The organism is Kribbella sp. NBC_01484 (assembly GCF_036227145.1).
In the GTDB taxonomy this organism is placed as follows: Bacteria; Actinomycetota; Actinomycetes; order Propionibacteriales; family Kribbellaceae; genus Kribbella.
Map to the genome: position 1 here is coordinate 5,625,735 of NZ_CP109437.1, position 25,112 is coordinate 5,650,846.

At 68.3% G+C, this 25,112-nt stretch carries 22 protein-coding genes; 18 read left to right on the forward strand and 4 right to left on the reverse strand.

Annotation, left to right across the window (positions count from 1 at the left end):
- Positions 1 to 9: 9 nt before the first annotated feature.
- Positions 10 to 885: an aldo/keto reductase gene (locus OG555_RS27705; RefSeq protein ID WP_329475475.1), complete on the reverse strand. Its 876-nt coding sequence runs from the start codon at positions 883 to 885 to the stop codon at positions 10 to 12.
- 790 nt (positions 886 to 1,675) lie between these two features.
- Here OG555_RS27705 and OG555_RS27710 point away from each other — a divergent pair.
- From OG555_RS27710 to OG555_RS27745, 8 genes are all read left to right on the forward strand, one after another.
- Positions 1,676 to 2,590 carry a conjugal transfer protein gene (locus OG555_RS27710; RefSeq protein ID WP_329475476.1) on the forward strand — a complete coding sequence of 305 codons (915 nt, stop codon included), beginning with the start codon at positions 1,676 to 1,678 and terminating at the stop codon, positions 2,588 to 2,590.
- 49 nt (positions 2,591 to 2,639) lie between these two features.
- On the forward strand, positions 2,640 to 2,927 hold the full coding sequence (locus tag OG555_RS27715; protein WP_329475477.1) for a hypothetical protein: 288 nt from the start codon (positions 2,640 to 2,642) through the stop codon (positions 2,925 to 2,927).
- Positions 2,928 to 3,491: a hypothetical protein gene (locus OG555_RS27720; RefSeq protein WP_329475478.1), complete on the forward strand. Its 564-nt coding sequence runs from the start codon at positions 2,928 to 2,930 to the stop codon at positions 3,489 to 3,491.
- On the forward strand, positions 3,488 to 6,691 hold the full coding sequence (locus OG555_RS27725; protein WP_329475479.1) for an ATP-binding protein: 3,204 nt from the start codon (positions 3,488 to 3,490) through the stop codon (positions 6,689 to 6,691). Before OG555_RS27720 ends, OG555_RS27725 begins: the two co-directional genes overlap by 4 nt.
- Positions 6,688 to 8,691, forward strand: a complete 2,004-nt coding sequence (locus tag OG555_RS27730; protein ID WP_329475480.1) for a hypothetical protein — start codon at positions 6,688 to 6,690, stop codon at positions 8,689 to 8,691. The genes OG555_RS27725 and OG555_RS27730 overlap by 4 nt, the downstream gene beginning before the upstream one ends.
- A 157-nt stretch (positions 8,692 to 8,848) precedes the next feature.
- On the forward strand, positions 8,849 to 9,634 hold the full coding sequence (locus tag OG555_RS27735) for a hypothetical protein (protein ID WP_329475481.1): 786 nt from the start codon (positions 8,849 to 8,851) through the stop codon (positions 9,632 to 9,634).
- A gap of 15 nt (positions 9,635 to 9,649) precedes the next feature.
- The gene (locus OG555_RS27740) at positions 9,650 to 10,795 is read left to right on the forward strand and encodes a hypothetical protein (RefSeq protein ID WP_329475482.1); all 1,146 of its coding nucleotides are present in this window, start codon (positions 9,650 to 9,652) and stop codon (positions 10,793 to 10,795) included.
- A 265-nt stretch (positions 10,796 to 11,060) separates the two neighbouring features.
- Positions 11,061 to 11,897: a M48 family metalloprotease gene (locus tag OG555_RS27745; protein ID WP_329475483.1), complete on the forward strand. Its 837-nt coding sequence runs from the start codon at positions 11,061 to 11,063 to the stop codon at positions 11,895 to 11,897.
- A gap of 331 nt (positions 11,898 to 12,228) precedes the next feature.
- Here OG555_RS27745 and OG555_RS27750 read toward each other — a convergent pair whose 3' ends face one another.
- Both OG555_RS27750 and OG555_RS27755 read right to left on the reverse strand, forming a co-directional pair.
- Positions 12,229 to 13,332 carry a winged helix DNA-binding domain-containing protein gene (locus OG555_RS27750; RefSeq protein ID WP_329475484.1) on the reverse strand — a complete coding sequence of 368 codons (1,104 nt, stop codon included), beginning with the start codon at positions 13,330 to 13,332 and terminating at the stop codon, positions 12,229 to 12,231.
- A gap of 63 nt (positions 13,333 to 13,395) precedes the next feature.
- Positions 13,396 to 13,938 carry an RBBP9/YdeN family alpha/beta hydrolase gene (locus OG555_RS27755; protein WP_329475485.1) on the reverse strand — a complete coding sequence of 181 codons (543 nt, stop codon included), beginning with the start codon at positions 13,936 to 13,938 and terminating at the stop codon, positions 13,396 to 13,398.
- An 86-nt stretch (positions 13,939 to 14,024) separates the two neighbouring features.
- Between OG555_RS27755 and OG555_RS27760 the strand changes: the two genes are divergently transcribed.
- The 6 genes from OG555_RS27760 to OG555_RS27785 all read left to right on the forward strand — a co-directional run bounded on the left by OG555_RS27760 (position 14,025) and on the right by OG555_RS27785 (position 19,747).
- Positions 14,025 to 14,480 (forward strand): Lrp/AsnC family transcriptional regulator, encoded by a 456-nt coding sequence (locus tag OG555_RS27760; protein WP_329475486.1) that lies wholly within the window; start codon positions 14,025 to 14,027, stop codon positions 14,478 to 14,480.
- A 219-nt stretch (positions 14,481 to 14,699) separates the two neighbouring features.
- Positions 14,700 to 16,160: a M36 family metallopeptidase gene (locus OG555_RS27765; protein ID WP_329475487.1), complete on the forward strand. Its 1,461-nt coding sequence runs from the start codon at positions 14,700 to 14,702 to the stop codon at positions 16,158 to 16,160.
- Between the two features lie 40 nt (positions 16,161 to 16,200).
- Positions 16,201 to 17,136, forward strand: a complete 936-nt coding sequence (locus tag OG555_RS27770; protein WP_329475488.1) for an oxidoreductase — start codon at positions 16,201 to 16,203, stop codon at positions 17,134 to 17,136.
- A gap of 57 nt (positions 17,137 to 17,193) precedes the next feature.
- Positions 17,194 to 18,462, forward strand: a complete 1,269-nt coding sequence (locus OG555_RS27775; RefSeq protein ID WP_329475489.1) for an alpha/beta fold hydrolase — start codon at positions 17,194 to 17,196, stop codon at positions 18,460 to 18,462.
- Complete coding sequence (locus OG555_RS27780) at positions 18,459 to 18,788, forward strand: CocE/NonD family hydrolase C-terminal non-catalytic domain-containing protein (RefSeq protein ID WP_329475490.1); 330 nt, start codon at positions 18,459 to 18,461, stop codon at positions 18,786 to 18,788. Before OG555_RS27775 ends, OG555_RS27780 begins: the two co-directional genes overlap by 4 nt.
- Before the next feature lie 176 nt (positions 18,789 to 18,964).
- The gene (locus tag OG555_RS27785) at positions 18,965 to 19,747 is read left to right on the forward strand and encodes an aldo/keto reductase (protein ID WP_329475491.1); all 783 of its coding nucleotides are present in this window, start codon (positions 18,965 to 18,967) and stop codon (positions 19,745 to 19,747) included.
- Here OG555_RS27785 and OG555_RS27790 read toward each other — a convergent pair.
- Complete coding sequence (locus tag OG555_RS27790) at positions 19,744 to 20,607, reverse strand: hypothetical protein (RefSeq protein WP_329475492.1); 864 nt, start codon at positions 20,605 to 20,607, stop codon at positions 19,744 to 19,746. The genes OG555_RS27785 and OG555_RS27790 overlap by 4 nt on opposite strands.
- Before the next feature lie 458 nt (positions 20,608 to 21,065).
- Here OG555_RS27790 and OG555_RS27795 point away from each other — a divergent pair, with 458 nt between their 5' ends.
- The 4 genes from OG555_RS27795 to OG555_RS27810 all read left to right on the forward strand — a co-directional run bounded on the left by OG555_RS27795 (position 21,066) and on the right by OG555_RS27810 (position 24,972).
- Entirely contained in the window at positions 21,066 to 22,100 is a 1,035-nt protein-coding gene (locus tag OG555_RS27795; RefSeq protein WP_329475493.1) for an AAA family ATPase, read from the forward strand.
- A 193-nt stretch (positions 22,101 to 22,293) separates the two neighbouring features.
- Positions 22,294 to 23,256, forward strand: coding sequence for a DUF58 domain-containing protein (locus OG555_RS27800; RefSeq protein ID WP_329475494.1), 963 nt, complete (start codon positions 22,294 to 22,296; stop codon positions 23,254 to 23,256).
- Positions 23,256 to 24,209: a VWA domain-containing protein gene (locus OG555_RS27805; RefSeq protein ID WP_329475495.1), complete on the forward strand. Its 954-nt coding sequence runs from the start codon at positions 23,256 to 23,258 to the stop codon at positions 24,207 to 24,209. The genes OG555_RS27800 and OG555_RS27805 overlap by 1 nt, the downstream gene beginning before the upstream one ends.
- 265 nt (positions 24,210 to 24,474) lie before the next feature.
- The gene (locus OG555_RS27810) at positions 24,475 to 24,972 is read left to right on the forward strand and encodes a DUF3145 domain-containing protein (protein ID WP_329475496.1); all 498 of its coding nucleotides are present in this window, start codon (positions 24,475 to 24,477) and stop codon (positions 24,970 to 24,972) included.
- Positions 24,973 to 25,112: the final 140 nt, after the last annotated feature.

Sequence of the window (25,112 nt, forward strand, 5' to 3'; positions counted from 1 at the left end):
GCCACGCTGTCAGATCGGAATGTCCACGAAGGGTGATGCGTAGTCGTGCACCTCCTCGAGGATCGCGGCGGCGGCCTCCGGCGTGAGGTCGGCTCGCTCGCGCTCTGCGACAACCATCTGCTGGAGCAGCCGGGTCTCGCCGGCCGTCGCCAGGCCGGTGATCTCCGGGTGACCGTTCAGCAGCCAGGCGGTCGCGGCTGTGATGTAGCGCTGCTCGTCGAACGGCCGGTACCAGGTGTCGTACGCCTTCTCTTCGCCCTCGTGCCAGTTGCGCCGGGCAATCATCTTGATCGTCATCAGTGCGGCGTCGGAAGCCTTGACCGCTTCCACCAGGGCGGCGTAGTCGGCGGCATACTGCGGATCGGTCGAGAGGCGATAGTTCAGCGGCGTCAGGACGCTGTCGAAGTCGAACCGGCGCAGGCCTTCGGTGTGCACCGACGGCGCCTGTGCGGTGTGCCCGGTGATGCCGATCGCTCGGACCAAACCTTCTTCTTTGGCGCGGATCGCGGCCTCCAGCGAACCGCCCTTGCCGGTGACGAGATCCAGGTTCTCCAGGTCGCAGACCGCGTGCATCTGGATCAGGTCGACGTGGTCGGTCTGCAAACGCTCCAGCGACCGGTTGATCTCGCTCCAGGCCTCCTCGGAGGTCCGGCGGCCGGTTTTGGTGGCGAGGAAGATGCGGTCGCGGATCTCCGGCATCCGCGGGCCGAGCCGGAGCTCGGCGTCGCCGTAGTCCGCGGCCACGTCGAAGTGGTTGATGCCGGCATCAAGGGCCTCCTGGATCGAGGCGTCGGCCCGATCCTGGTCGACACCGCCCAGTGACGCGGCACCGTAGATGAGCACCGAGCTCTCGTGCCCGAGTCTGCCCAGTCGGCGAGTTTCCATCCTGGTCCTCCAGGGGTAGCAGGGGTTACCCCGACCTTATGCCCCGGCGGGGCACTGGCAAGCGGTTGTCCACAAGGATCTTGACCCCTTGCCACGGGAGAGTTTTCCGCGGGCAGCCGTAGGGTACCGGTTACTATGTGTGAGCATTTGACGCGTTCTTTACCATATTGTTCGCACGAATCTTCGAACCTTGCCGGCCGCGTGTGGCAGGGTGGCGCTGCCCGATCGACCGGAACGGGCATGAGAGAGGAGCTATGAGGACGGTACCGAAGGTGGCACTCTTGCCCGATGAGGGTGAGACTGCCTGCGAGTGGGGTGACGGTGTGGCTGCGGGGGGCGATGGAGCATCCGGATCCTGGTCTCAGGTCTCCCAGTGGACAGTTGCTTGCCGTATCCTCTCGGCTACTGTCCGCGTAACTGCTGTCTGAGGGGCAGGTAGGCGATGAGTTGGTGGCGAACGCTGCTGAATCTGCCGCCAAAAGGCGAGCATTGGTCGGAACAGCGGCGTACGAAGAAGCCGGGCAAAAAGCGCCCGCAGAGCACCGCACCGGAGTGGTGGGCCCACCCCGATGGTCCGGTGTCGCCCACCCCTCGCCAGGCGCAGGGCGTAGCGGCGCAATACTCGGCACCACAGACCCCGCCGCCGGCCGGTGGCGTGATGGCCCCGCCCCGCCGTCCAGCCGCCCGTCAGCCGGAGCCGTCCGGTGCCCGTCCGCCGGATCAGTCCGCCGGACATCGTCCACCCGAACGTTTGAAACAGCGATCGCCGCATGGTGCTCGCTCGGCTCCGGTGCCGGCCCGGGATGTGGTCGAGCCAGGGCAGGCACCCTGGTCGACCGAGTCCGAGTCGTCGTTCTCGACGTGGGCGAGGCGGTTTTTCCGCGGCCTGGTGGTCGTCGTACTGCTGCTGGCTGCGATCAGCGGCGTTCGCTCCTGGATCAGCCCGAACCGGACACCGGAGACGGTTGTCAGCGGGCAGAGCAGCTTCCCGTCCGACGAGGCCCGGGCCGTCGCGACCCGGTACGCCGTTTCGTACCTCACCTGGGACGAGGACAATGCGGATACCCGGCCCAACCAGATCGGTCTCGACCTGGCCGCCGGCCTGGACAGCCGCGCGGGGTGGAACGGTCGCGGCAAGCAGACCGCCGACATCGCGTACCCGGGTGAGGTCAAGCCCGACGCCAACGGAGTCACCGCGGCGGTCGACGTACGCGTCAAGGTTCATTCGTTTGTCAAGCAGGGCAAGAACTGGGCCGCTGGTCCGGTCACCTGGGAGCGACTGTCCGTCCCGGTCGCCCGGACCGATTCACGGGTGGTGGCCAGCGGCCCGCCGACGTTCGTACCGGATGTGCGGGCAGCGTTGCCCGACAACATGCCGGAGGCCGGCGCACCGGACGACGATCTGACCGGCGCGACGCGGAAGGATGCGGAGGCGTTCTTCAGTGCGTACGCCGAGTCCGACAACAAGGTGTCGGCGGTGACCTCACCGGGTTCGACCATCCGCAGCCTGAACGGTGCGGTGAAGTTCGGCGAACTGAAGGACTGGCAGGTCTTCACCGGCAACGACGACGAGCGGCAGGCGACCGCCGCCGTCACTTGGGACGGGGCGGGTGACACCACCCTCGACCAGACCTACACGCTCACGCTGAGGCGTACTGTCGCCACGGACGGAGCGCAACGATGGCAAGTGGCCGCCGTCGGATGACACCAGCGACCAGCCGTCGGATGACCGAGGCAACAAGGGAGACACCGCAATGATCACGCACGAACTGGCAGCGAGCGTTGTTCAGCTCGCCGTGCCCCTGGCCAACAGCAACGTCCCGACGGGCGCGGATTTCAAGGACTGGGTCCTGGTCATCGCGGGGAATATCTTCATCGCCATCCTCGTGCTCCGCGCGATCGGGCACTACTTCAAACGGGAGTGGGGTGAGCTGTTCGGCCATATCGCGGCCGGTGTGCTGGTCGGGGGGCTGATCTACGCCAACAACCAGACCATCAATGTGCTCAAGGGCTTTTGGGGATTGGTCTCCGGAGGTAATTGAATGCGAGTCGGTCGTACCCTGACCCACCACTTCGAAATCGAGACCCGGCAGTACGACCTGCTCGGTATCGACCTGGGTGAAGGCGCCCGGCGCCGGATGATCATCTTCGGTGCGGTGATCATCCTGCTCTGGATCGCGTTGCTGTTCCCCTTCATCGGGGTGCCGCACAAGGGCACCGTCAGTCTGTACGTCGTGCCGCCGTTCGTGATCACCGCGTTCGGCTGGCGGGCCGGCAAGTTCCACGAACGCCGCCGCCGCGTGACCGAGTGGGCGCTGGCCGTCCGCTACGCGTTGCGCGCCCACCGCCCGATCATCGGTCTCGGCGCCCGGGCCGCCGACAAGACGGAGTACCTGCCATGGCGTGAGCGCATCGCGACGCAGAAGGTGGCGAACCTGGCGAAGGCCAGAGTCACCCCGGAGTGGGAACGCGAGGTCGTGGTCGAACTGGATCCGATGGTCCGCGCCGGCGCGGACATCACGGTGAACCAGCGTGCCCGCCTGCTCGGGGCGGACCATGTGCAACGGGTGAGTCGCAGGACGTCGTCTGGGAAGAGGGACAGATGAAGATCGCTGACAAGCTCCTGAACCTGGTGGGGGTCGGCCGCGAGCGCGGCCTGCCGCCACCTCGTCTCGTCGCCATCGCCGACGGTCTGCTGGTGACCGAGCGCAGCGCGGAGGCGTGGTTTCTGATCTCGGTGGCGAACACCGACCTGGCCACCGAGGCCGAGCAGGACGCCGCCCTCGACGCGGCCGTGAGCGCCGCCGCGACGATCCTCGGCGACCGCCTCAGCCACCTGAAGGTGGTCTGGGGCCGCTCGACCGGCCAGGACTACATCGACTCCGTGGCCGGCCACTACCGGCTCGGCGACCACGAGGACTGGGCCCAGACCCGGGCCGACCGGATCGACGAGATGCGGATGCCGGAGCGGTACGTCGCCCTCGGCGTACACCTCAGTGACCGCGACCCCCGCGCCACCGCCCAGGTGCGGGGTTCGATCAGCGACGCTCTCGGTACGACGTCCTGGCGCGTCAGCGCCCGTGAGCTCGCCCACCTGGACGAGCGGGTCCGCAAGCTCGGCCGGCAGCTCGGCTCGACCGTCTGGCGGGCGCACACCGCGCCGGCCGAGGTGATCTCCTGGCTGATCAGCCGCGAGATGCACCGTGGTGCGGTCGCCGCGCCGCGTCGCGGCCTGATCACCGGCGCCTCGCTGGCCCGGCTCACCTCCGGCCGCGTCGTGCCGTACACCGATCACCTGCGCATCTACGACGCGCGCGGCCAGATCGCGGCGTACACGACCGTCCTCGCGATGACCGACTTCCCCGAGGAGCTCGAGACTCCGGGCGCGGGGGAGTGGCTGCGCACGCTGTCGGAGATCAAGGCGATCGACGACGACGGCGACGAGATCGACGTGACCGTCGAGGCGTCCGTCCGGTTCCGGGTGCTGACCAAGAAGACCGCGCGGAGCCTGGTCGACGAGACCCGCAAGAGCGCCAAGGAACAACGGAGGTCCGCAGCCAAGGGCACTGCGGAGGAGACCGCCGACGAGATCGTCGAGACCGAGCGCGTGATGCGCGAGGTCAAGCGCGACATCAACCGCAGCGGTTTGACCCTGGTCGAGGACCACCCGCGCCTGCTGGTCAGCGCGGACAGCCGCGAGGACCTCGAGGCGTACGTCGACGCCGTCATCGCGCACTACGCCGACCGCGGCATCACCGTGGCCGCCGGCGCGGACGAGCAGCGTGACCTGTGGCTGGAGTCCTTGCCGGGTGACCAGTTGCGTGTGCCCGACCTCGGCCACGTCCGGGAGTCGACCGCGTTCTTCGGGTCCTGGTTCTGGGGCGGCGCGTCGATCGGTGACGCGACCGGGCCAGCGATCGGCTACCTGACCGGGTCCACGCCCGGTCTGGTGCGTTTCGACGCCGCCGCCGGATCCGCGCTGGGTGACGCGACGACCACGCTCTTCCTGGGCCGATCCGGTCGAGGGAAGACGACTGCCGCGATGCTCGGTGGTCTCGACTCCGCTTTCGCCGGTGCGTGGGTGCCGCTGCTCGACCTGAAGGGTGACGCGGCCGGTGTGTCCGCGGTCGCTGCGGAGTACGGCGTACCCACTGCTCTGATCGAGATCACGGCCCAGTTCTCCGGCGCTGCTGACCTGCTGCGGGTGTTGCCCGTTGACGACGCGTTGCTGCAGGCTCCGTCGCAGCTGATGCTGCTGCTTCCTCCGCACCTGCGTGGCGCGGCCGAAGCGCCGGTCATGGCCGCCACGCGAGCCGAGATCCAGTCGCCCGATCCGTCGTCGTGGGGCGTGATCCAGCGGCTGTGCGCCGCCGACTCGGAGACCACCCGGACTGTCGGTTTCGCGCTCCGCGACCTGGTCGAGACCGGCCTGGGGTCGGTCGTCGCCGGCCCACCGTCCGGTCTGTCCTCCCTGACCACGAACCCAGGTCTCTGGGTCGTCCAGATGCCAGGCCTCACGCTGCCCTCACCCGAGTCCGCGCCGGAGTCCTGGTCCCCGATCGAACGCGTCGGCATGGCCTGCCTGCGCGGCTGCCTCGCCTGGATGGTCCGTACGACGGGCCGCCGTGAGTTCCGCGGTCGCTCGAAGGTCGTCATCGTCCCCGAGGTGCACTTGTTGACGAAGACGCCGGACGGCGCGTCCTTCCTCGACTACATCGCCCGTGTCGGCCGCGCGCTCGGCGCCTCCCTGGTCCTGGACACCCAGGACCCGGCGTCGATCCTGAAGCTTCCTGGCCTGGTGGAGCAGATCACTACCCTGTTCGCTTTCAGCCTGCGTTCCCGCGAGCAGGTGGACTCGCTGCTCGAGCTACTGGGTCGGCCGCAGACCGCGCCGTACCAGACCCTGGTCCGAGGCATCAACACCGCCGCCAACGGCAAGAGCATCCGCCACGGCCACTGCATCATGCGCGATCGCTGGGACGAAGTCGCCACCGTCCAGATCGATATCCCCAGCCAACGCGTAGCAGCCCTCCTCCGCACCACCCCCGAATCCGAACACGCCAACCAGCCCACCCAGCCCATCGCGGCCCCCCAGGACCCCGTCGACCCCTTCGCCGACGACCTGGACGAAACCCTGGCCCCTGCCGCCACCGCCCAAGCCAACGGCCACACCCAGGCCCCCAAGCTCCCGGCCGACACACCGGCGACGCCGCCCACCACCTCGGCCCCGGCAACCCTGAACCACTCGTCGGCCCCAACACCCCCACCCCAAGCCCGGCCCTACGCTCCGGCCGCGCAGCCCGGCTCCCCGGCGGCAGCCACCCCTCCGACGCCGCCCCCAGCCAACGAACCCCTCGCGGCGAACCCCCCGATGGCGCCGGCCGAGCCCCACCCAGCCTCAGCCGAACCAGCGGCCGCAACACCCGTGGCCCAGCAAAACGGCCACCCCGCCACCCCCAACGGCCACGACCACCCCGCCACATCGAACGGCCATGACCACGCCGCCACATCGAACGGCCATGACCACGCCGCCACATCGAACGGCCATGACCACGCCGCCACGTCCAACGGCCATGACCACGCCGCCACGTCCAACGGCCATGACCACGCCGCCACGTCCAACGGCTACGACCACCAGCGCGCCCACCCCGCCCGCTACGAATCCCCCATCGGCCCCGACGAGGTCTACGACCAAGAAGCCGACGAGGCCGCCTACAACGAGGCGATGTACTCGGCCTACAACGACGACCCCACCTCAACCGACGAAGCCCGCCCAAGCTCCGGAGACAAGGAGCACGTCGCATGAGATGGCAGCGCCGCACGAGAACGGCGCTGACAGTCCTCGCAATCTCGCTGATCGTCACCAGCCAGGTAGCCCTGGCCGCCGATCCTGGTCAGGGACCTACCAACCCGACAGGCTTCGGCGACCTGCTCCCGACTCCTGACCTGACGCACGGCGATACAAGGACGCTGTTCGAGCAGTACGGCCCGATGGTCTATGGATTGGACTTCGAGCAAAGCATCCGTAACCCCATCCAGTCAGTCTTCAACGGCTACGCGCACATGGTGATGATGTACATCGTCGCCATCACCCGTGCCGCCATCTCGGTCGGTTGGTGGCTGTTCTCGTTCACCGATGTCAAACCGCTCACCGATGCGACGTCAACCGCGATCGGGGCGTCGAGCACCCAGTTGGTCGGATGGTTGCTTCCTTCGGCGCTCGCTTTCGGCGCTGTCGCTGCTTACACGCTGCGCAGGACGAGCGGCAGCGCGATGGGCCAGTTGGCCTGGGTCCTCGTAGCCGGCGTGCTCAGCATCAGCTTCGCTGTGGCTCCTGCGCTGTGGTTGCGCGGTGTCGACGGCGCACGGCAGCTGGGTGCGCAAACCATCATGTCCGCGTCCGCCGACGCGATGGGCCCAACGCTGCAGAATCCGCTGCCGTGGCCTGAGCCTGGCTTCACCGGCACCCCGACAGACACCCTGCTGAGAAAATCCGCGGATGCGACATGGCGCGGCTTCACTGTGACTCCGTGGTGCATTGCCGAGTTCGGATCGCTGGAGGCATGTGGCCGGTATGGCAAAGGCATGCTCGATGCGGGCACGGACGCGGATGCGCGCTCGAAGTACGTGGACTCCGTGATCAAGCCGGCCGAAGGCGGCGACGATGCCCCGACTGTCAAATGGGTCAAGGGCGACAACGCCTTCGGTCGCATCTCCGTCGTCATGCTCGCCGCAATCGCTGCGACGTTGTTCGCATTTTTGACCGTCTCCTTGGCGTTCACCGCTCTGATGGCGTTCATCGGCTGCTTGCTCTTGCTGGTTGTCGGAGTCTTCTTTGCTTGCCTTTGGATCATCCCTGGTAAGCCGAGGCAGTGGGGCCTGAACTGGTTCGAGGCGTTGGTAGGGCTTGTGATTCAGTCCTTCCTCGCGATGCTGGTGTTCGGGACCACGCTCACGTTGGTCACGGCTGTGTTCAGCATGACTGGCGTGCTCGGATGGCTGCCGGTCACCGGATTGGCCATTGCGGTCTTGATCGCCGGATTCAGGTTGCGCCGACTGCTCGACAACCTGACGTCACTGATGCGGCCGGGATCCGGAAGCATCCTTCTCGGCGGTCTCGCCCGCAACGCCGCCGTCGGTGCATTCAGACGGCTCGCGGGGGCATTGGGCGGTCGCAGCGCCGCCCCAGCTTTGACGGAGCGGCGAGAGCGCATCAATGGTGGCGGTGAAGTCGGACCGCAGCGGGTTTCCTCGGTGCGCGTCTACCGGCAGGCGCCTAGCTTCAATGCTCTGCCGCGTGGAGGTGCCGCCAGGTCGGCGCACGAGCTCACGACTGGTGCAGAACGGCGACGTGCAGATGCGACCGCGGCGCCCGGTGGTGGCACCGGACCGGGTGGTCAGCCGGCAGCTGGTGATGGCGGCAGAGTGGCCGCAAGCGCATCTCCGAGCCGGGGCACGTCCGCTTTGAATCTCGCCAGAGCGCGAACGCAGTCCAAGGGCGGCGAGGGGAGTCGGACCATTTCGGTCACGGCTGCCGGAGTCGCGGCCGCAGGAGGACATGCTGCGGCGAAGGCCTCGCGCGGCGAGGCGTCGAAGGCTCGGTATTCTCGGCGGCCTATTCAGGCGCCGGCCAATGAGATCAGGTACGAGCCGAGGATTCACACGCATTCCGCGAGCCTGCGTGAAGGGCCGCCGAAGGGGCAGCGCAGCCGGCGTAAGGCGCCAACCTCGCAGCAGCGGAGGTTCCGTGAATACTCCGCTGTCACGAAGGACGGCGTGACGGTGCACGTGCCGACGCGTAGGTGATTGTCGGATGGCCCAGAACCCACGATCTCCAGAAGACCGTCGCGAAGGCGCGAGCCGATCACGCCCGCGCGGCCCAGAACCTGGCCATTCGGATGCCGATCGGCAGGATCCCGCGGGCAGGACGCGCCCGGATGCGCCGGACAGTTGGCGTTCGCTGATGAGTGCGGACTACGACTACCCCGAAGAGATCGACGAGCTCAAGGCTCGTGATCGGCGCCGCGCGAAGAAGAATTGGCGGCGTGATGATCACGCGCAGCGGATGGCCTGGTTGCGCGACCAGCGGCAGGCGGAGCCGATGAGTCCTGCGGTCATCGTGGCGGCCGTGGTCGTTCTGGCGATCCTCATCCTCGGTGTCGGCGGCGGTCTTCCGCGACTGTTCGGAGGCAAGAGCACTGGCGACGGAGCACCGATCGGCGTGCTGACTCCGGGGCGCTCCGTAGTCGTTCCGACCGCGCCGTCGAACACCCTGCCCGCTCAGCCCACGCCGTCCAGCACCATTCCACCGCTCACCACTCCACCGCCGCAGACCCAGCGCCCGTCGGCGGAATCGACGGCTATGGCTACGGACAAGGTCGGCGCCTGGGCGAGAACGTTCTACACCCGCGATCCGAGTGCGGAGACCTATACGGCGCTGGTGGCGAAGTGCGCCAAGTACATGACTCAGGAGGTGGCAGCGAGCTTTACGTCGGCGGGTGATCCGACGTACGACGCACTCAAGAGCGACGGGGGGAAGTCGACAGTCATCGCCTGGCCGGTCAGTGCGCCGCCGGCCAATGCGGAGGCTCCGGTCGATACTCCGGCCCGGATCACGCGGTTCGTCAAGGTCACGATCGACGTCACCGGAAAGCATCCCCAGCGCTTCGACGTACCCCTGCTCGTCACGCTGGTGAATCAGAACGGCCAATGGCTCATCAGCGAGGTGTCTGGCGGTACCGGGCCATGACGGTAGGGGATTGCGATGTTCGACGAACGTGATCTCGGTCGGGGTTTTGTAGCGGTCGCGAGCAGGGGCGTTTTCGTCAAAGGCGCCGCAGCTCTGGCGGTCATCGGCGTCGCGAGCCTGCTGATGCTGGCGCCCTTCGGCGGTACCGGCCAGCCGCAAGCGGCCTGCCTCCCACTCGGTCCCGGTCAGGCTGAGAATCCGAATCCGACCGGTCCCCTTCGCGCCACCCAGGTCGCCTTCGCCAAGCTCATCGACGATGTCGCCGTTCAGCGCGGCTTGCCCGGTCAGGCGACGCTGATCGCGCTCATGACGGCTTTGGTGGAGTCTGACCTACAAAACCTCACGTACGGCGATGCGGACTCAGTCGGTCTGTTCCAGCAGCGACCTGGGGCCGGCTGGGGATCAAGGGAACAGATCATGGATCCGCACTACGCAGCCGAGGCGTTCTTCGGAGGTTCAGCCGCGCCGAACCCGCCTGGCCTGGTCGACATCAATGGTTGGCCGTCAATGGCTCTCGGCGACGCGGCGCAGGCCGTCCAGGTGTCTGCCTTCCCCGATCGCTATGCAGTGCGTGAACAAGAAGCGCGACAGATCGCGTCGGCAGCGGGTATCGACCTCAGCCGTTCGGGTAACCCGTACGCAGGCCGAGTAGGCGCACTACCGCCTGGCTCGGCCAACGAGGGACTCCAGCAGGACGACAACTGTCAACAGGGCGGCGGCTTGGTCAACGGCCAACCGGTCAACGGAGTCTGGCCCGACGAGCAGGCGACGGTGACAGACCCGAGTGGCACGGGCGGCAGGGTCACTCCGCGTACGGCGGCCTGGGTAGCCCAGGCCCGCAAGAACCTCGGCACCCTCAGCCTGAGCTGCTGGGACGCGCACGCCTGGAACCCCACGAGCGACCATCCTCGAGGGAAGGCGTGCGACGTCATGGTCGGCGCAGACGCGCGAAAATCGGCGCCCGCCAAGGCCCGAGGCGATCAGATCGCCAACTGGGCCCTCAAGACAGCCGCCCAGACGGGCGTGCACTACGTAATCTGGTACGGCAAGATCTGGTCCGCGCGCCGCGGCACCTGGATCCCCTACAACGGCGGCGGCGTCTACAACCCCACCGACGCCACCGGCGGCCACTTCGACCACGTCCACGTCTCCCTCTACTGACCATGGACACCCGACACCGCCAGGATCGGCCCCATCCCCAGAAGGAGAGCCCGCAATGACAGGCCCCGTTGAGCCCAGCGACCCGAGCAGAGCCTGGGTGCAAGGTGAGGGCCAGCCCGAGCAGCCACCGCTTGGTAGCCCAGGAGCAGTACCCCCACCGCCGCCGCGGGCCGAACTACCCTCCGGGCAGGCGGGAGCTGGGGCACCAGGCGGGTTTCAGGCGAAGCGGATCGAGGTTTCCACGGCAGCTATCTTGCTGTCGGCTGTGCCGTGGTTTTTCTGGAGTTTCGCAGTTGTGTCTTGGATCGTCGGGCTCATCGGCTTCGGCTGGGGGTGGCTGCTCGTCCTTCTCTGGATCGCGTCTGGCGCCGTCGTCTTCCTGCGACCGGTGGAGGACATGCTTGCGCGGTACCTCTTCCGCCTACGCCAGCCGACCCTGATCGAAGAGCAACGGCTGCGGCCGATCTGGGGGCAGCTGACCGCTCGAGCCGGAGTACGAGGAGACCGTTACGCGATCTGGATTCAAGAGTCCGACGAGGCCAACGCGACACCGACTCCCGGCCATGTCGTTGGAGTGACGCAATGGGCGTTGTACACGCTGCCGCCGTCACATCTCGAAGCTGCCCTGGCTAGCGAGCTCGGCCACCATCTAGGCGGACGGGATTGGCTGAGTCTGCTGAGTTTCTGGTACTCGATTCCCGCGCGGTGCGCCTTGATCGGAGTGAGAGCACTCGGCCGATTGATGAAGGCTGTGCCGGCCGTCGGCTGCGTGGTGATCGGATTCCTGCTGATCGGATATCTGGGTGTTCTGCTAGCCGTGCTCACGTTCGGCGACAGCCTGACACTGCCGCTGCTCTTCCTGACACCCTTCGTGGCACCCCCGATCCTCGCTTGGCTCGGTCGCCGGGAGGTTCTTCAAGCTGATCGCCGAGCGGCGATGATGGGTTATGGAGCGACGTTGATTCAGGTCCTTTATGGCTGGCAGTTCCAGCATCAACAGATGCTGGGTCGCGACGCTAATCGGCGCTCGCAGGTGATGTCGAGTTCGCCGTCCCCCGCCGAACGAGTCCGCGCGCTGGAGCAGCTTCAGCCGCCTGCGTAGCGGCGTTCGCAGCTGGACAAGTCAGCCAATCGCGCCGGTCTGTCGACGCTTGCGTGGCGTGGGGACTGCAGACGCTGCGGTCCAACAACGCGGGCCTGGTGTCCTTCTCACAGACGATGGTGGACGCGCGGCTTCGGGTCGCTGCGACGTCATGATCACCGGGTGGCGCGACGCAGGTCCCCGTCGGGGGCAGAAGCGGACCGCAGCGCACGGAGTCCGATCCGTTGATGCGCCGCGGTCGCGTCGCCATCAACGGTGTTAGCGCACCTCCGCCGACGGTCGTGATCGCACCCACGTCGGGAGTCGAGTCCTGATGGTTGCTGCTGTGCTTTCACGCTTCAACCCGGGTGATCTCGTGGGTGGCGGTTGGGGTGGTGAAGGTTAGGAGGTTGTGGGCTTCGGATTCGATGGATTGCCAGGTTTTGCGGGGGAGGTTGGTGAAGGGGGCGATCTCGAGGACGGACCTGGTCTTGGTGGGTTTGGTGAGTTTCCAGAGGGCTCTGGCTTGGCCGTTGTGGAGGAGGGAGCCTTTGGTCAGGACTTCTTGGAGGGTTAGGCGTTGGCGGGTGGCTGTGTCGATCCAGCGGGTGCGGTCGGCATGGGAGAGGAGGAGGTTGTCGTATTCGGGGAGGAAGCGGGTGGGGACCTCGAGGGACTCGTCGGGGAGGGTGATGTGGGGGAGGTCGTAGACGGGGCGGCCCGAACTCGCGTCGGTGTACTGGCGGAGGTCCAGGCGGTCGAAGACTTCGGACAGGTGGGTCAGGCCGGACCAGGTTTGGGCGTCGGCTACTGAGGCGGGGCCGTAGGCGGCCAGGTAGCGGAGGACCAAGTCGTCGACCACGGGATTCGGATCGACGGCGGAGTCGAGCCAGAGCTCGGCAGTGGACATCGTGGGGTTGCCGCCCTTGCCCCAGATGCCGCGGGGTGGGGTCTGGATGGTGGGGAGCAGGCAGCGTACGGCGTGGGCGAGGGCAGCCGGCTCGCGGTCGGGCCAGAGTGGGGCAAGGTGTTCGCGGAGTTGTACGGCGGTCGCCGGGCCCTCGGTCATCCGGTCGATGCCGGCCCGGAGTACGGCGTCCATGTCGAGGCCCTCGAGCCGGTGGCGCCCGTAGGTGATGTTCTGGAAGACCTCGCGTTCGAGCCGCGGCTGGATCAGTGGGCGGAACGCGAGGAAGTCGCGGCTCGACATCAGGTGGATCGTTGCCCGCATCATCGAACCGCGGACCGCCTGCCGCTCCTCCAGCAACGTGACGAGCTCGGCCGGCTGGAATCCGTTCAGCCGGGTCCACAGCCCGACATACGGCGCGAGTGGCGACTGGGCCTGCAGGCCGACGAGATGCTCGATCGCGTCGAGCGCGGTCGCGTCCTGGCGCTCGATCAGCCACTGGCGGTGCAGCGTGGCGCGGTTCAGGGCCTGCAGACTGAGCTTCGTCATGGCGGGATCCTCTCCTGTGCGTTGGCGCCAACGCTAGAAGGGGAAGCGGTCAGGATCAGTCCTCTACTCGAACTGACCCAGGAAGCTGGTCAGAAGCTGCTGGCCGACCGGCCACTCGCCGAGATCGCCGTCGGAGTTGAGGTGGCCGTGGCGGCCGGTGGTGATCAGCGGGACCGCCCAGGCGGTGGCGAGGCGGTCGGCGGCGTCCACCGTGCAGTACGGATCGTCCTCACTGACGATCAGTACGGCGGGGAGCCCAAGGGGAGCGTGGTCGATCGAGGCGAAGGTCGAGAGGAGCGCGGTCGGAAAGGTGGGGGCGAGTTGGTCCGGTGGCGCGACCAGGAAGACCCCGCGCACGGTGTGCGACGCAGTGGTGAGCCAATGGGCGGCGGCGAGGCAGCCGAGGCTGTGGGTGATCAGGACGACGTCTTCGTCCGGGTGGCGACGTACCGCGCTGTCGATCGCGGCGGCCCAGTCGTCAAGGTCGGGATGGGTCCAGGACGCGGGCGCGATCCGGGTCGCGCCGCGCAGCCAGCCGGATTCCCAGCGCGATTGCCAATGGTTGTCGTCGGAGCCGTCGAGGCCGGGGATGATGATGAAGTGCATGAGGCAGCTCCCAGTCGGTGATCAGTGCTGCCAGCATGAGGCCGATCATCGGCCCGCAAGGGCTCGATCTGATGGATTGAAGGCAGATGAGCGAACCGACCACGAATTCATTGGACCCGATCGACCGCGAGATTCTGGCGATCCTGCAAACCGACGGCCGGTTGAGTGGCGCCGAGATCGGGCGGAAGGTGAACCTGTCGCAGCCGGCCGTGTCGGCGCGGATCCAGCGGCTCGAGCGGTCCGGCGTGATCACCGGGTACCAGGCGGTCGTGGATCCGGCCCGGATCGGGCTCAACATCCATGCGGCGGTTCGGGTCCGGACGATGCATGCGCGGATCCCGGAGGCGCTCGAACTGTTCGCCGGTCTCCCCGAGGTGACCGCGACGTACCGGCTGACCGGCGAGGACTGCTTCCTCCTCGACGTGCACACGCCCGACGCCGGCCGACTGGAGCAGGTCGTCGACGCGATCGGGCGGCTCGGGCCGGTCAGTACCTCGCTCGTCCTGCGCAACTACCCGGCCAAGCCTCTCCCGACCGGGTGAGGAGTCTCCAGCACGGTACGGCGATCTCCGCCGGGCGGGGTGTGCATCCCGGCATCGACGTGCTGGCCGGTGTCATCCGATTGTTCGCGGGGGTTGACAGGTTTTCCCTTGCCGCCGCGGAATGACGGGCGGTTCTGCTTCCCACCGGGTGCCTGACCGAACTAGGGTCTCGACGGACCGTAGTGGTTGCGTTACGCAAACGAACGTGGGAGGGAACGTATGACGAAACGCCGTAAGGCGGTCGTGGCCGTCACCACCGGACTGGCCACCATCTCGCTCGGGTTGTCCTTCACCAGCGCCGCAGGGGCCGCGCCGGAGGCGAACAGCCTGGGCGACCTCAAGTTGATCAAAACCAAGACGTCGCTGCTCGGCAAGCACTACTGGTACCAGCAGACCTTCAAGGGCCTGCCGGTGATCGACGGGTACTACGCCAAGCACGTGACCACCGGTGGCGGAGTAGAGATCGCCGACGGACGGGACGCCGTACCGGCGAACCTGGACGTGAGTGCGAAGGTGGAGCCCGCGACGGCGACCCAGTCGGCCAATGCCGTGGTCACCGCCAAGGCCCAGCAGGCCCGGATCGCCGCGCCGGGCAAGAGCGCCCCGCAGGCGCCGGCCGCGTCCCAGGGCGCGGCACAACTCGCCGTGATCGGTGGCCCGCACGCGCGCCTGGTCTGGGCCGTCACGTCCCGCTCGGCCGAGGGCGTCAGCCGTTCGCTGGTCGACGCCGACACCGGTTCGGTGGTGGAGTCGAAGGTGGTCAGCGACAACGTCGACGGCCGCGGCTCGGTCTTCGACCCGAACCCGGTGGTCAGCGAGAAGAACGAGAAGCTGACCGACATGAACGACAAGAACCAGGATGTCCTGTTCCTCGCGCAGAAGAACGTTGTCCTGCGCAATCTGGACGGCTCCGGCAAGCTCAACGGCGCCTTCGTGAACATCAAGGAAGGCAACGGCGGGCTCGCGCAGAGCAAGACCAACACGTTCGTCTACCAGCGCGCGAACAACAAGTTCGAGCAGGTGATGGTGTACTACCACGTGAACCAGGCGCAGGAGTACATCCAGCAGCTGGGCTTCACCGAGGCGAACAACGAGTCCCAGGACTTCTCCGTCGACACGATCCGCGACGACAACTCGTTCTACGACCCGTCGACGGACATGATCACGACCGGTGACGGCGGTGTCGACGACGCCGAGGACGCCGAGGTGATCTGGCACGAGTACGGTCACGCGATCCAGGACGACATCGTCCCGGGCTTCGGCGAGACCGAAGAGGGCGGCGCGATCGGTGAGGGCTTCGGCGACTACTGGGCCGTGACCATGTCCGTGCCGGTCAGCAAGGGCTTCAACCTGCCGTGCGTGATGGACTGGGACGCGACGTCGTACACGTCCACCGAGCCGCACTGCCTGCGTCGCACCGACACGGGCAAGACCACCGACGACATGACCGGCGAGGTGCACGACGACGGTGAGATCTGGTCGAACGCGCTCTGGGACATCCACCAGGCCCTCGGCCGGAACAAGGCCAACAAGGTGATCCTGGAGTCGACGTTCTTCTACGCGCCGGACACCGACTTCGCCGCCGCGGCCCGCAACGTCGTCCAGGCCGCTCGCCTGCTCTACGGAAAGCCCGCGGCCGCTCAGGTCACCAAGGCCTTCCAGGACCGCAAGATTCTCTGACCGTGACACCAGGTCGTGCGCCCACGGCTACTGTGGGCGCATGACCTGGAGTACGGCGGATATCCCTGACCTGACCGGACGACGGGCGCTGGTCACCGGCGCCACCAGCGGCCTCGGGTACGAGACCGCACTCGAGCTGCTCAGACACGGCGCCGACGTGCTCGTCGCGGCGCGCAATCCCGCGAAGGCCGCCCGGGCATCGACCGACCTGGCGCAGGCGTCCGGCCGGGAGCCGACGGTCGTCGAGCTGGATCTGGCCGACCTCACGAGTGTCGAGAAGGCGGCCGACGAGGTCTCCAAGAGCTACGACAAGCTCGATCTGCTGGTCAACAACGCCGGCGTGATGGCGCCGCCGTACGGGCAGACCGCGGATGGGTTCGAGCTGCAGATCGGCACCAACCATCTCGGCCACTTCGCCTTGACGGGGCGCCTCCTCAAGTTGTTGCTGAAGGCACCGGATCCTCGGGTGGTGACGGTCAGTTCCTTCATGCACAAGACGGTTCGCGGGATCACACGGGAGGACCTGCGCCGCCCGGCGAGCGGCTACCGCAAGTGGGACGCGTACGGGAAGTCGAAGCTCGCCAACCTCCTCTTCATGTTCGAGCTCGACCGCCGCGCCCGGGCCGCCGGCGTCAACCTGCTGAGCGCCGGCGCGCACCCGGGCTACGCGTCCACTCACCTGCAGGCCGCCGGCCCGGAGTTGGCGGGGCAGGAGTTCATGGTGAAGCTGATGGGTGTCGGGAACCGGCTGTTCGCGCAGTCCGCGGCCGCCGGTGCCTGGCCGAGCCTCTATGCGGCGACCAACCCCGATCTGCGCCCCGGCTCGTACGTCGGACCGAGCTTCTTGGAGTACCGCGGTGCGCCGAAGATCGTGCTGCCGACCCGCACGGCGCAGGACCCGGAGCTGGCCAAGCGGCTCTGGGAGTGGTCGGTCGAGGCGACCGGCGTGGATCCGGCACTCACCGTGCCGAGGTAGTGACACAGGGGCAACTTTGTGGTTACCCTCCGGTAATCCCAAGCCGGAGGTCGCCCCGTGCGCAGACTCGCAGCCGCCGTCGCAGTCGCCCTCATCCTGCTCACCGTCGGCTCCCGCGCGGACGCCGACCAGACCGCGGCAGGCTTCAGTACGTCGTACCAGCGCATCCCGGGCGCCGACGGGATCTCGCTCGGCGCCGTCGTACTGACGCCGACCGGCCAGGGTGACGGGCCGTTCCCGCTCGTGGTGATGCCGTCGAGCTGGGGTGTGCCGAACGTCGAGTACGTCGGTCAGGGGACGAAGCTGGCGACCGCCGGGTTCCAGGTCATCGCGTACTCGAGTCGTGGCTTCTGGGATTCCGGTGGCGGCATCGACATCGCCGGCCCGCCGACCGTTGCCGACGTCACCAAGGTGATCGACTGGGCCGATCAGCACACCCCGGCCGACACCAGCCGGGTCGCCGCGGTCGGGATCTCGTACGGCGCCGGTACGTCGCTGCTCGCGAGCGCGCAGGACCCACGGATCAAGGCGGTCGGCGCGATGAGCGGCTGGGCCGACCTGATCGCGTCCCTTGACCCCAACGACACCGTCGCGCTCCAGTCGGTCGCCGGACTGCTTGCCCTGGGCAACATCACCGGCCGGCCCGGGCCGGAGATGGCGTCGCTGCAGACGAAGTTCGTCACCGGCGACTTCGACGGCGCGATCGCCGAGGCCGGACAACTTGCGCCGCAACGGTCGGCCGCGACGATGGTCGACCAGATCAACGCCAACCACCCGGCCGTCTTTCTCGCGAACGCCTTCGAGGACTCGATCTTCCCGCCGTCGCAGTACACGGCCTTCTTCACCCGGCTGACCGGCCCGAAGCGGCTGCTGCTCGCTCACGGCGATCACGCCACCCCCGAGGTGACCGGCGCGATCGGCCTGCCCAACGAGACCTGGGACGAGCTCACCGCCTGGCTGCGGCACTACCTCACCGGCGCGGACAACGGTGCTGACACCGCGGCGCCGGTCCAACTGAAGTCGCAGCGCGGCGTCTGGCGCGGCTACCCGAGCTGGGCCGCGGTCGGACAGTCGCGTACGTCGTACCTCACCAAGCCGGCCGGGTTGTCGCGGACCGGCGCGCTGCAACCGCAGTCGTCAACGGGCTGGACGAGTGGGATCGCGGCCGGCGTACCGACCATTGCGGACAGCGGGGTGGCGCTGGTTTCGGGTGCACTGCAAGGGCTTCTGTCGATTCCGACCGGGGTCGCGACGCCGTTGGTGGACAGGTCGTTCGCCGGGGTCTGGTCCGGTCCGGTCCGGTCTCGACCAGTGCAACTGTCGTGAACGGGACACCGAAGCTCCATCTCACCGCGAAGCCGTCGGGTCCGGACACGTCGCTGTTCGCCTACCTGTACGACGTCGACTCGCTCGGCGTCGGCTCGCTGATCTCGCACAAACCGTTCACCCTCCGCGGCGCGACCCCAGGCAAGTCGCTGCCCATCGACCTCAGACTGGAGGCGACCAGTTGGGAGGTCCCCGCCGGTCATCACCTGGTCCTGGTGGTCGACACGGTCGACCCGCGCTATCTCGGCCACAGCACGATCGGTACCTCGGTCACCTTCAGCTCACCGGCGGCCGACCCATCCTGGATCACCATCCCGACGGCGTGAGTGTTCGATCCCGCGCGGACTCTTGTGCGGCTGGCGTGACACCGGGGGAATAGCCGCCGTTCGGCCCGGACGCTCGGGATGCGAACACGTCGCACACCAAGGATCCTGTAAGTAGCATCGACCAGGGAGGTGACCGTGCGATGGCCGCTCCCAGTCACGCGCTCGCGCCTCCCTCGATGAGCAGATTCCGGCCTCCCCGGTTCGGGCTCGGCGGATCGCATCTCGGCGAGTCACCAGGCCAGGACGGCGACGCGACCGCGGTCGCCACCGTCGACGCGGCGTACCAGGCCGGTATCCGGTTCTTCGACACCTCACCGTCGTACGGCGACTCCGAAGTGCGACTGGGTACGGCGTTGCAGCGGCGCCCCCGCAGTGAGTTCATTGTGTCCACGAAGGTGGCCGGCGATGATGCCCGGGCCTCCCTGCGGGCGAGCAGCGAGCGGCTCGGGCTGGCAGTCGACCTTGTGCTCGCCGAGGACAATGCGTCGTACTCGGCACTGGACGAGTTGCGGCGCGACGGTGTGATCAAGGCGACCGGGGCAGTGTCGGCGGACTGGCGACAGCTCGATCGACTGGTGCGCAATGCCGAGCTCGACTGCGTGCTGCTCGCCGGGCAGTATTCGCTGCTGGACCAGTCTGCGGCGCCTTTGCTGAACCGTTGCCTGGCGCGCGGAGTGTCGGTGATCGTGTCGGGCGTACTGACGCCGCAGGTGCTGCAAGCCGATGAGTCGAGCGACCCCGCGGCGATTCGGGCGCGCCGCATCTCCGCGGTGTGCGAGCGGTACGGCGTGTCCCTGCCGCAGGCCGCACTCGCCTTTCCCAGCAGGCATCCCGCGGTCACGTCAGTACTGATCGCGGCCTCGACGCCGGCCGAGATCCGGGCGGACGCGGCGCTGGTCCGGCAGCCGGTGCCGGCGCAATTGTGGCGCGATCCCGAACTCGAACGCCTGCTGTCCTAGAACTTGTCGCCCGGGGAGCCCGGCGATCCCGGCGAGCTGGGGACGTCGGTCGGGATCCCGCTGGTCGGCAGCGGCGACGGCGTCAGGCTCGGCGTCGTGCCCGTCGTCGGGGAACCGGAACCGGTGCCCGGCGGCGGGGTGGTCGGGGTGATCGTCACCGTGACCGTGCCGGTCGGCGTCGGGATCACCGGCTCCGGCTCCAGCGGCTGGGCATGCCGGAACAGCAGCCAGGCCAGGAACACCGCCAGCGCCATGATGACCGCCATCATCAACAGCGCCAGGACCAGCGCCAATCGCGACGCCGGGCGCAGCACGGCCGGCCACGGCAGCGGCCAGATCCGGAACAGGCCCGGACGGCGCCGGTTCTCCCAGTAGTGCCGGAAGTCGGGCCCGCGCAAAAGGCCGAGCTGGGGCACCCGGTCCATCAGGACGGCGGACAGCACCTCCTCGCCGCGACGCTCCGCGATCAGCCGCTCGTCCGACGCCGCGCTCGTCCCGTCGTCGGATCGGATCGGCCCGATCGCGGCCCACAGCGCGAGGTCGTCGTCATCGGAATCGTTGTGCGCCAGGACGGCCTCGGTCGGCAGGTCGTCGACGGCGTTCACGAACCGCTCCCGGGCGGCCGCGTCGTCCGCGGACCCCTCGGTCATCATCGCGACCACCGCGTCACGGCCGGTCTCGTCACTGGCCGTATACAGATAGCCGGCCGCGTTCGCCCCGAGCCGTCCGCGCAGCCAGAACTCGCCGACCCGCGGCGGATCCTCCGGCTGCAACGGCAGCGCCGCCGGAATCACCCGCGCGGGTGCGTCGTCCGGCGTCTCCGCCGGCCGCACCTCGGCCTGTGATTCGGTCGCAGTCATCACCCCCAATCCCACCACATCCCTGGTAGCACTGTCGCCACAGCCGCCCTCACAGCCCCGCCCCACCCCACCCGCACCCCGCCCCAGACGACCCGGACCCGCGGCCCACCCCACCCGAACCCCGACCCAGGCGACCCGGACCCCCGGCCGCAGCCCACCCGGACCCCCGGCCCCAGCCCACCCGGACCGCAGCCCCCCGGACCCAGACCCAGCCCACCCGGAGCCCAGCCCCCGGCGACTCTGTGCACGGGATCCGTACGGCGACGGCAGCGACGTACGGATCTCGTGCACAAAGTCGGCGCGAAGTGGGTGGGGTGCGGCGACTTGATCAACCGGGGAGGATGGGGAAGCACCCTGGTGGGCCGTGCGCCCGGGGGACCCGGGGATCTGATGGAATGACCGGTGTTGCGTGAAGTGGGGAATGACAAGGTCCGAGCGCGGACCCCGGAAGGACAGGTATGACCGAAACCACTGTGCCGGCTGGATCGGTGGCCCAGCAGTCCCGGCTGATCGGCGAGGCGATCAGCGAGGTCAAGCGGGTGATCGTGGGCCAGGAGCACATGGTCGAGACCCTGATGGTGTCGCTGCTCGCCAAGGGTCACTGCCTGCTCGAGGGTGTTCCCGGCGTCGCCAAGACGCTCGCGGTCCGGACCTTCGCCTCAGTGGTCGGCGGCACCTTCGCCCGGATCCAGTTCACCCCTGACCTGGTCCCCTCCGACATCGTCGGCACCCGGATCTACCGGCAGACCCGGGAGACGTTCGACATCGAGCTCGGCCCGACGTTCGTGAACTTCGTCCTCGCCGACGAGGTGAACCGGGCCCCGGCCAAGGTGCAGTCGGCGATGCTGGAGCTGATGGCCGAGCGGCAGGTGTCGATCGGCGGCCAGACCTTCCCGATGCCGAAGCCGTTCATCGTGATCGCCACCCAGAACCCGATCGAGTCCGAGGGCGTCTACCCGCTGCCGGAGGCGCAGCGGGACCGCTTCCTGGTCAAGATCGACGTCCCACACCCGCGGGGGCACGAGGAGTTCGAGATCCTCCGCCGGATGAGCGTCGACCCGCCGGAGCCGCGGCAGGTGCTCAAGCCGGAGACGATCATGGAACTGCAGCGGTCCGCCGAGCAGGTCTTCGTCCACAACCTGGTCGCGGAGTACGCCGTACGCCTGGTGATGGCGACGCGGACACCGTCCGACTTCCACCTGCCCGACCTGGAGCCGATCATCGAGCTCGGCGTCAGCCCCCGCGCGACGCTGGGCCTGATCGCGGCCGGCCGGGCGCTGGCGCTGATCCACGGCCGGGACTACCTGCTGCCGAGCGACGTCCAGACGGTCGCGCTCGACGTGATGGGCCACCGGCTCGGCCTCACCTTCGACGCGGTCGCGGACAACATCGACCCGCGGGCCGTGATCGAGCGGATCCTGGCCACCGTCCCGCCGCCGCAGCCCGTCTGGCGCGACGGCAACGACGGCTCCGGCCGCCCGGAGTTCGTGTGATGCTCCGGACCAGGGGGTGCTTGGCGCTTGCGACGCCCAGGCACGCACCTCACGGCACCAGCCGAGCATCCACGATGCTCCGCATCGAGGACGCTCGTCCGGCACCGCGATGCACGCACCTGAACGCCGCAATCACTCAAGCACCCCCTGGTCCGGAGCATTGATGCCCAACCGCCCCGATCCACGAGCTGCGATGACGATCTCGCAGCTCGCTCCCGAACGTGCGCTCCGACGGCTCGAGCTGACGGTCGTACGGCGTCTCGAGGGCTATCTGCACGGAGAGCACCTGGGCCTGCTGCCCGGTCCGGGCACCGAGCTGGCCGAGGCCCGCGAGTACCAGGTCGGCGACGACGTACGGCGGATGGACTGGGCGGTGACCGCCAGGACCACGATCCCGCACGTCCGGGACCTGATCGCGGACCGTGAGCTCGAGACGTGGGCGCTGGTCGACCTGTCCGGGTCGATGGACTTCGGTACGTCGCAACTCGAGAAGCGCGAGCTGGCAGTCGCGGCCGTCGCCACGGTCGGGTTCCTGACCCACCGGCTGGGGGACCGGTTCGGCGGCCTGATGTTGCGCGACTCGGCACTGCGGCGCTGGCCGGCGCGGTCCGGGCGGCTCGCGCTCTACGGTCTGCTGCGGGCACTGCTCGCCGAGCAGTTCAGCGGTGACGAGGAAGCGCACCGCAGCGACCTGGCCGCCGCGCTCGAGTCGATGGCCCGGACGCAGCGCAAGCGTGGTCTCCGGGTGATCGTGTCCGACTTCCTCACGCCCGAGGACGGCGAGGTCGACAGCCGGCTCGAGCCGTCCTGGGAGCGCCCGATGCGCAAGCTCACCGCGCAGCACCAGGTCCTCGCGGTGGAGGTCGTCGACCCGCGGGAGCTGGAGCTGCCCAACATCGGCGTCGTCACGATCGGTGACCCGGAGACGGGGGCGGTGCGGGAGATCGACACCCGCCGGCGCAAGGTCCGGGAAGCGTTCGAGGTGGCCGCGCTGGCGCAACGGGAACGAACCAGGGCCGCTCTGCGTAGGGTAGGTGCGGGGCATCTGGTCTTGCGGACCGATCGCGATTGGGTCGCCGACACCGTGCGGTTCGTCCTCGCCTACCGGCGAGTCGCGCCCCGCCTGCACCAACCGCCGAAGGGAGTGGCTCGCTGATGCAGTTCCTGTCTCCGGCTAGGTTGTGGTTCCTGCTCCTCATCCCGGTCGTCGTCGCCGGGTACATCTACCTCCAGCACCGCCGGGCGCAGTACGCGCTCCGCTTCACCAACATCGCCCTGCTGGACCGGGTCGCGCCGCGCCGCCCGCAATGGCGCCGGCACCTGGCCGTCACGCTGGCGTTGCTGGCCGCGCTCGCCTGCATCGTTGCGTTCGCGCAGCCGAAGGACGAGGTCAAAGTGCCGCGGGAGCGGGCCACCATCGTGGTCGCGATCGACGTGTCGCTGTCGATGATGGCCACCGACATCGAGCCGAACCGGCTCGAGGCGGCGAAGGAGTCGGCCAAGGAGTTCATCAACTCGTTGCCGGCCAAGTTCAACGTGGCCCTGGTCAACTTCGCCGGTACGGCGTCCATCATCGTGCCGCCAACCACCGACCGAGCCACGGTGCTGCGTTCGATCGACGGACTCGAGCTCGCCGAGTCCACCGCGACCGGTGAAGGCATCTTCACCTCGCTGCAGGCGCTCACCCAGGTCCCGGCGGACCCGGCGCACCCGAACGACCCGGCCCCGGCCCGGATCGTGCTGCTGTCCGACGGCAAGCGCACGGTCGGCCGGACCGCGCAGGAGGGCGCCCAGGCGGCGAAGGCGAAGAACACGCCGATCTACACGATCTGCTTCGGCACCGACTCCGGCTTCATCGAGATGGACGGCATCCGCCAGCGCGTCCCACCGGACCGGACCGAGCTGCGCAGCATCGCCGAGACCACCGGCGGCAAGGCGTACACCGCGGAGTCCGCGGGCGAGCTGAAGGACGTCTACAAGGACATCGGCTCCTCGGTCGGCTACGACAAGGTGGACAAGGAAGTCACCGCCCGGTTCGCCGGCATCGCGATGCTCTTGACCCTGGCCGCCGCCGGAGCCTGCATCGCGCTGGCCACCCGCTTCCCGTAGGCCGGCTCAGCGCCGGCGAGAGCCCGACCCCGCTGATCCTGCCGACGCGCCTGGTTCAGCGTTCCTCCGCCTGATCAGAATCGCGACACGACGGTGATGTAGTTGACACGGCGAGGTTGCTGGTGTTGGAGGGGGCGGTGGTGCAAGATGTAGGCAGTGTTCCGCGGGGTGTGGTTGTGCCCGGTGGGATGCTGGTACCGCCGGGTATCGACGACGGTTGTTCGAGAACGCTGGGGAAGGCGCCCCTCGAGCACAGGAGGTCCCGGTGGCGACGACTCGTGGCGTTCTTTACGTCCACACGGTGCCGTCAGCGTTGTGCCCGCATGTCGAGTGGGCCGCGGGCGGCATCCTTGGTGTGCCCGTGAAACTGGACTGGACGCCGCAGCCCGCGGCCCAGGGTCAGTACCGGGCCGAGCTGTCGTGGCAGGCCGAGGCCGGGACCGCGGCGAAGCTGGCATCCGCCCTGCGTGGATGGCAGAAGCTCCGGTTCGAGGTGACCGAGGAGCCGAGCAACGGTGTCGAGGGCGAGCGGTACTCGTTCACGCCCGCGCTCGGTGTCTTCCACGCCACCACCGGTATCCACGGCGACATCATGGTGCCGGAGGAGCGGCTGAAAGCGGCGATGCTGAAGGCGGTCAGCGGCGAAGCCGACCTGACCGAGGAGGTCGAACGCTTGCTGGGCCGGCCATGGGACGACGAGCTGGAGCCCTTCCGGTACGCCGGTGACGGTGCGCCGGTGCGGTGGCTTCACCAGGTCGTCTGAACGGTTCCTGAGAACTTCAGAAGAAAGCTGTGAACGGCAGGACATTCTCGAACTTTTCGATGAGACTGAGCATCAGACATCTCACCAGGGTGGGAGGGGCCGTGGCCGCTGGGCCACCGGGTGTCGGGACACCCCCGGTT

Excerpts from the sequence above, each read along its gene's own strand:
- OG555_RS27720 (WP_329475478.1), top strand. The coding sequence starts at position 2,928 with ATGCGAGTCGGTCGTACCCTGACCCACCACTTCGAAATCGAGACCCGG.
- OG555_RS27735 (WP_329475481.1), top strand. The coding sequence starts at position 8,849 with ATGAGTGCGGACTACGACTACCCCGAAGAGATCGACGAGCTCAAGGCT.
- OG555_RS27760 (WP_329475486.1), top strand. The coding sequence starts at position 14,025 with ATGAGCGAACCGACCACGAATTCATTGGACCCGATCGACCGCGAGATT.
- OG555_RS27750 (WP_329475484.1), bottom strand. The coding sequence starts at position 13,332 with ATGACGAAGCTCAGTCTGCAGGCCCTGAACCGCGCCACGCTGCACCGC.
- OG555_RS27785 (WP_329475491.1), top strand. The coding sequence starts at position 18,965 with ATGAGCAGATTCCGGCCTCCCCGGTTCGGGCTCGGCGGATCGCATCTC.
- OG555_RS27765 (WP_329475487.1), top strand. The coding sequence starts at position 14,700 with ATGACGAAACGCCGTAAGGCGGTCGTGGCCGTCACCACCGGACTGGCC.
- OG555_RS27805 (WP_329475495.1), top strand. The coding sequence starts at position 23,256 with ATGCAGTTCCTGTCTCCGGCTAGGTTGTGGTTCCTGCTCCTCATCCCG.
- OG555_RS27715 (WP_329475477.1), top strand. The coding sequence starts at position 2,640 with ATGATCACGCACGAACTGGCAGCGAGCGTTGTTCAGCTCGCCGTGCCC.
- OG555_RS27800 (WP_329475494.1), top strand. The coding sequence starts at position 22,294 with ATGACGATCTCGCAGCTCGCTCCCGAACGTGCGCTCCGACGGCTCGAG.
- OG555_RS27795 (WP_329475493.1), top strand. The coding sequence starts at position 21,066 with ATGACCGAAACCACTGTGCCGGCTGGATCGGTGGCCCAGCAGTCCCGG.
- OG555_RS27755 (WP_329475485.1), bottom strand. The coding sequence starts at position 13,938 with ATGCACTTCATCATCATCCCCGGCCTCGACGGCTCCGACGACAACCAT.
- OG555_RS27770 (WP_329475488.1), top strand. The coding sequence starts at position 16,201 with ATGACCTGGAGTACGGCGGATATCCCTGACCTGACCGGACGACGGGCG.
- OG555_RS27790 (WP_329475492.1), bottom strand. The coding sequence starts at position 20,607 with ATGACTGCGACCGAATCACAGGCCGAGGTGCGGCCGGCGGAGACGCCG.
- OG555_RS27740 (WP_329475482.1), top strand. The coding sequence starts at position 9,650 with ATGTTCGACGAACGTGATCTCGGTCGGGGTTTTGTAGCGGTCGCGAGC.
- OG555_RS27725 (WP_329475479.1), top strand. The coding sequence starts at position 3,488 with ATGAAGATCGCTGACAAGCTCCTGAACCTGGTGGGGGTCGGCCGCGAG.
- OG555_RS27730 (WP_329475480.1), top strand. The coding sequence starts at position 6,688 with ATGAGATGGCAGCGCCGCACGAGAACGGCGCTGACAGTCCTCGCAATC.
- OG555_RS27705 (WP_329475475.1), bottom strand. The coding sequence starts at position 885 with ATGGAAACTCGCCGACTGGGCAGACTCGGGCACGAGAGCTCGGTGCTC.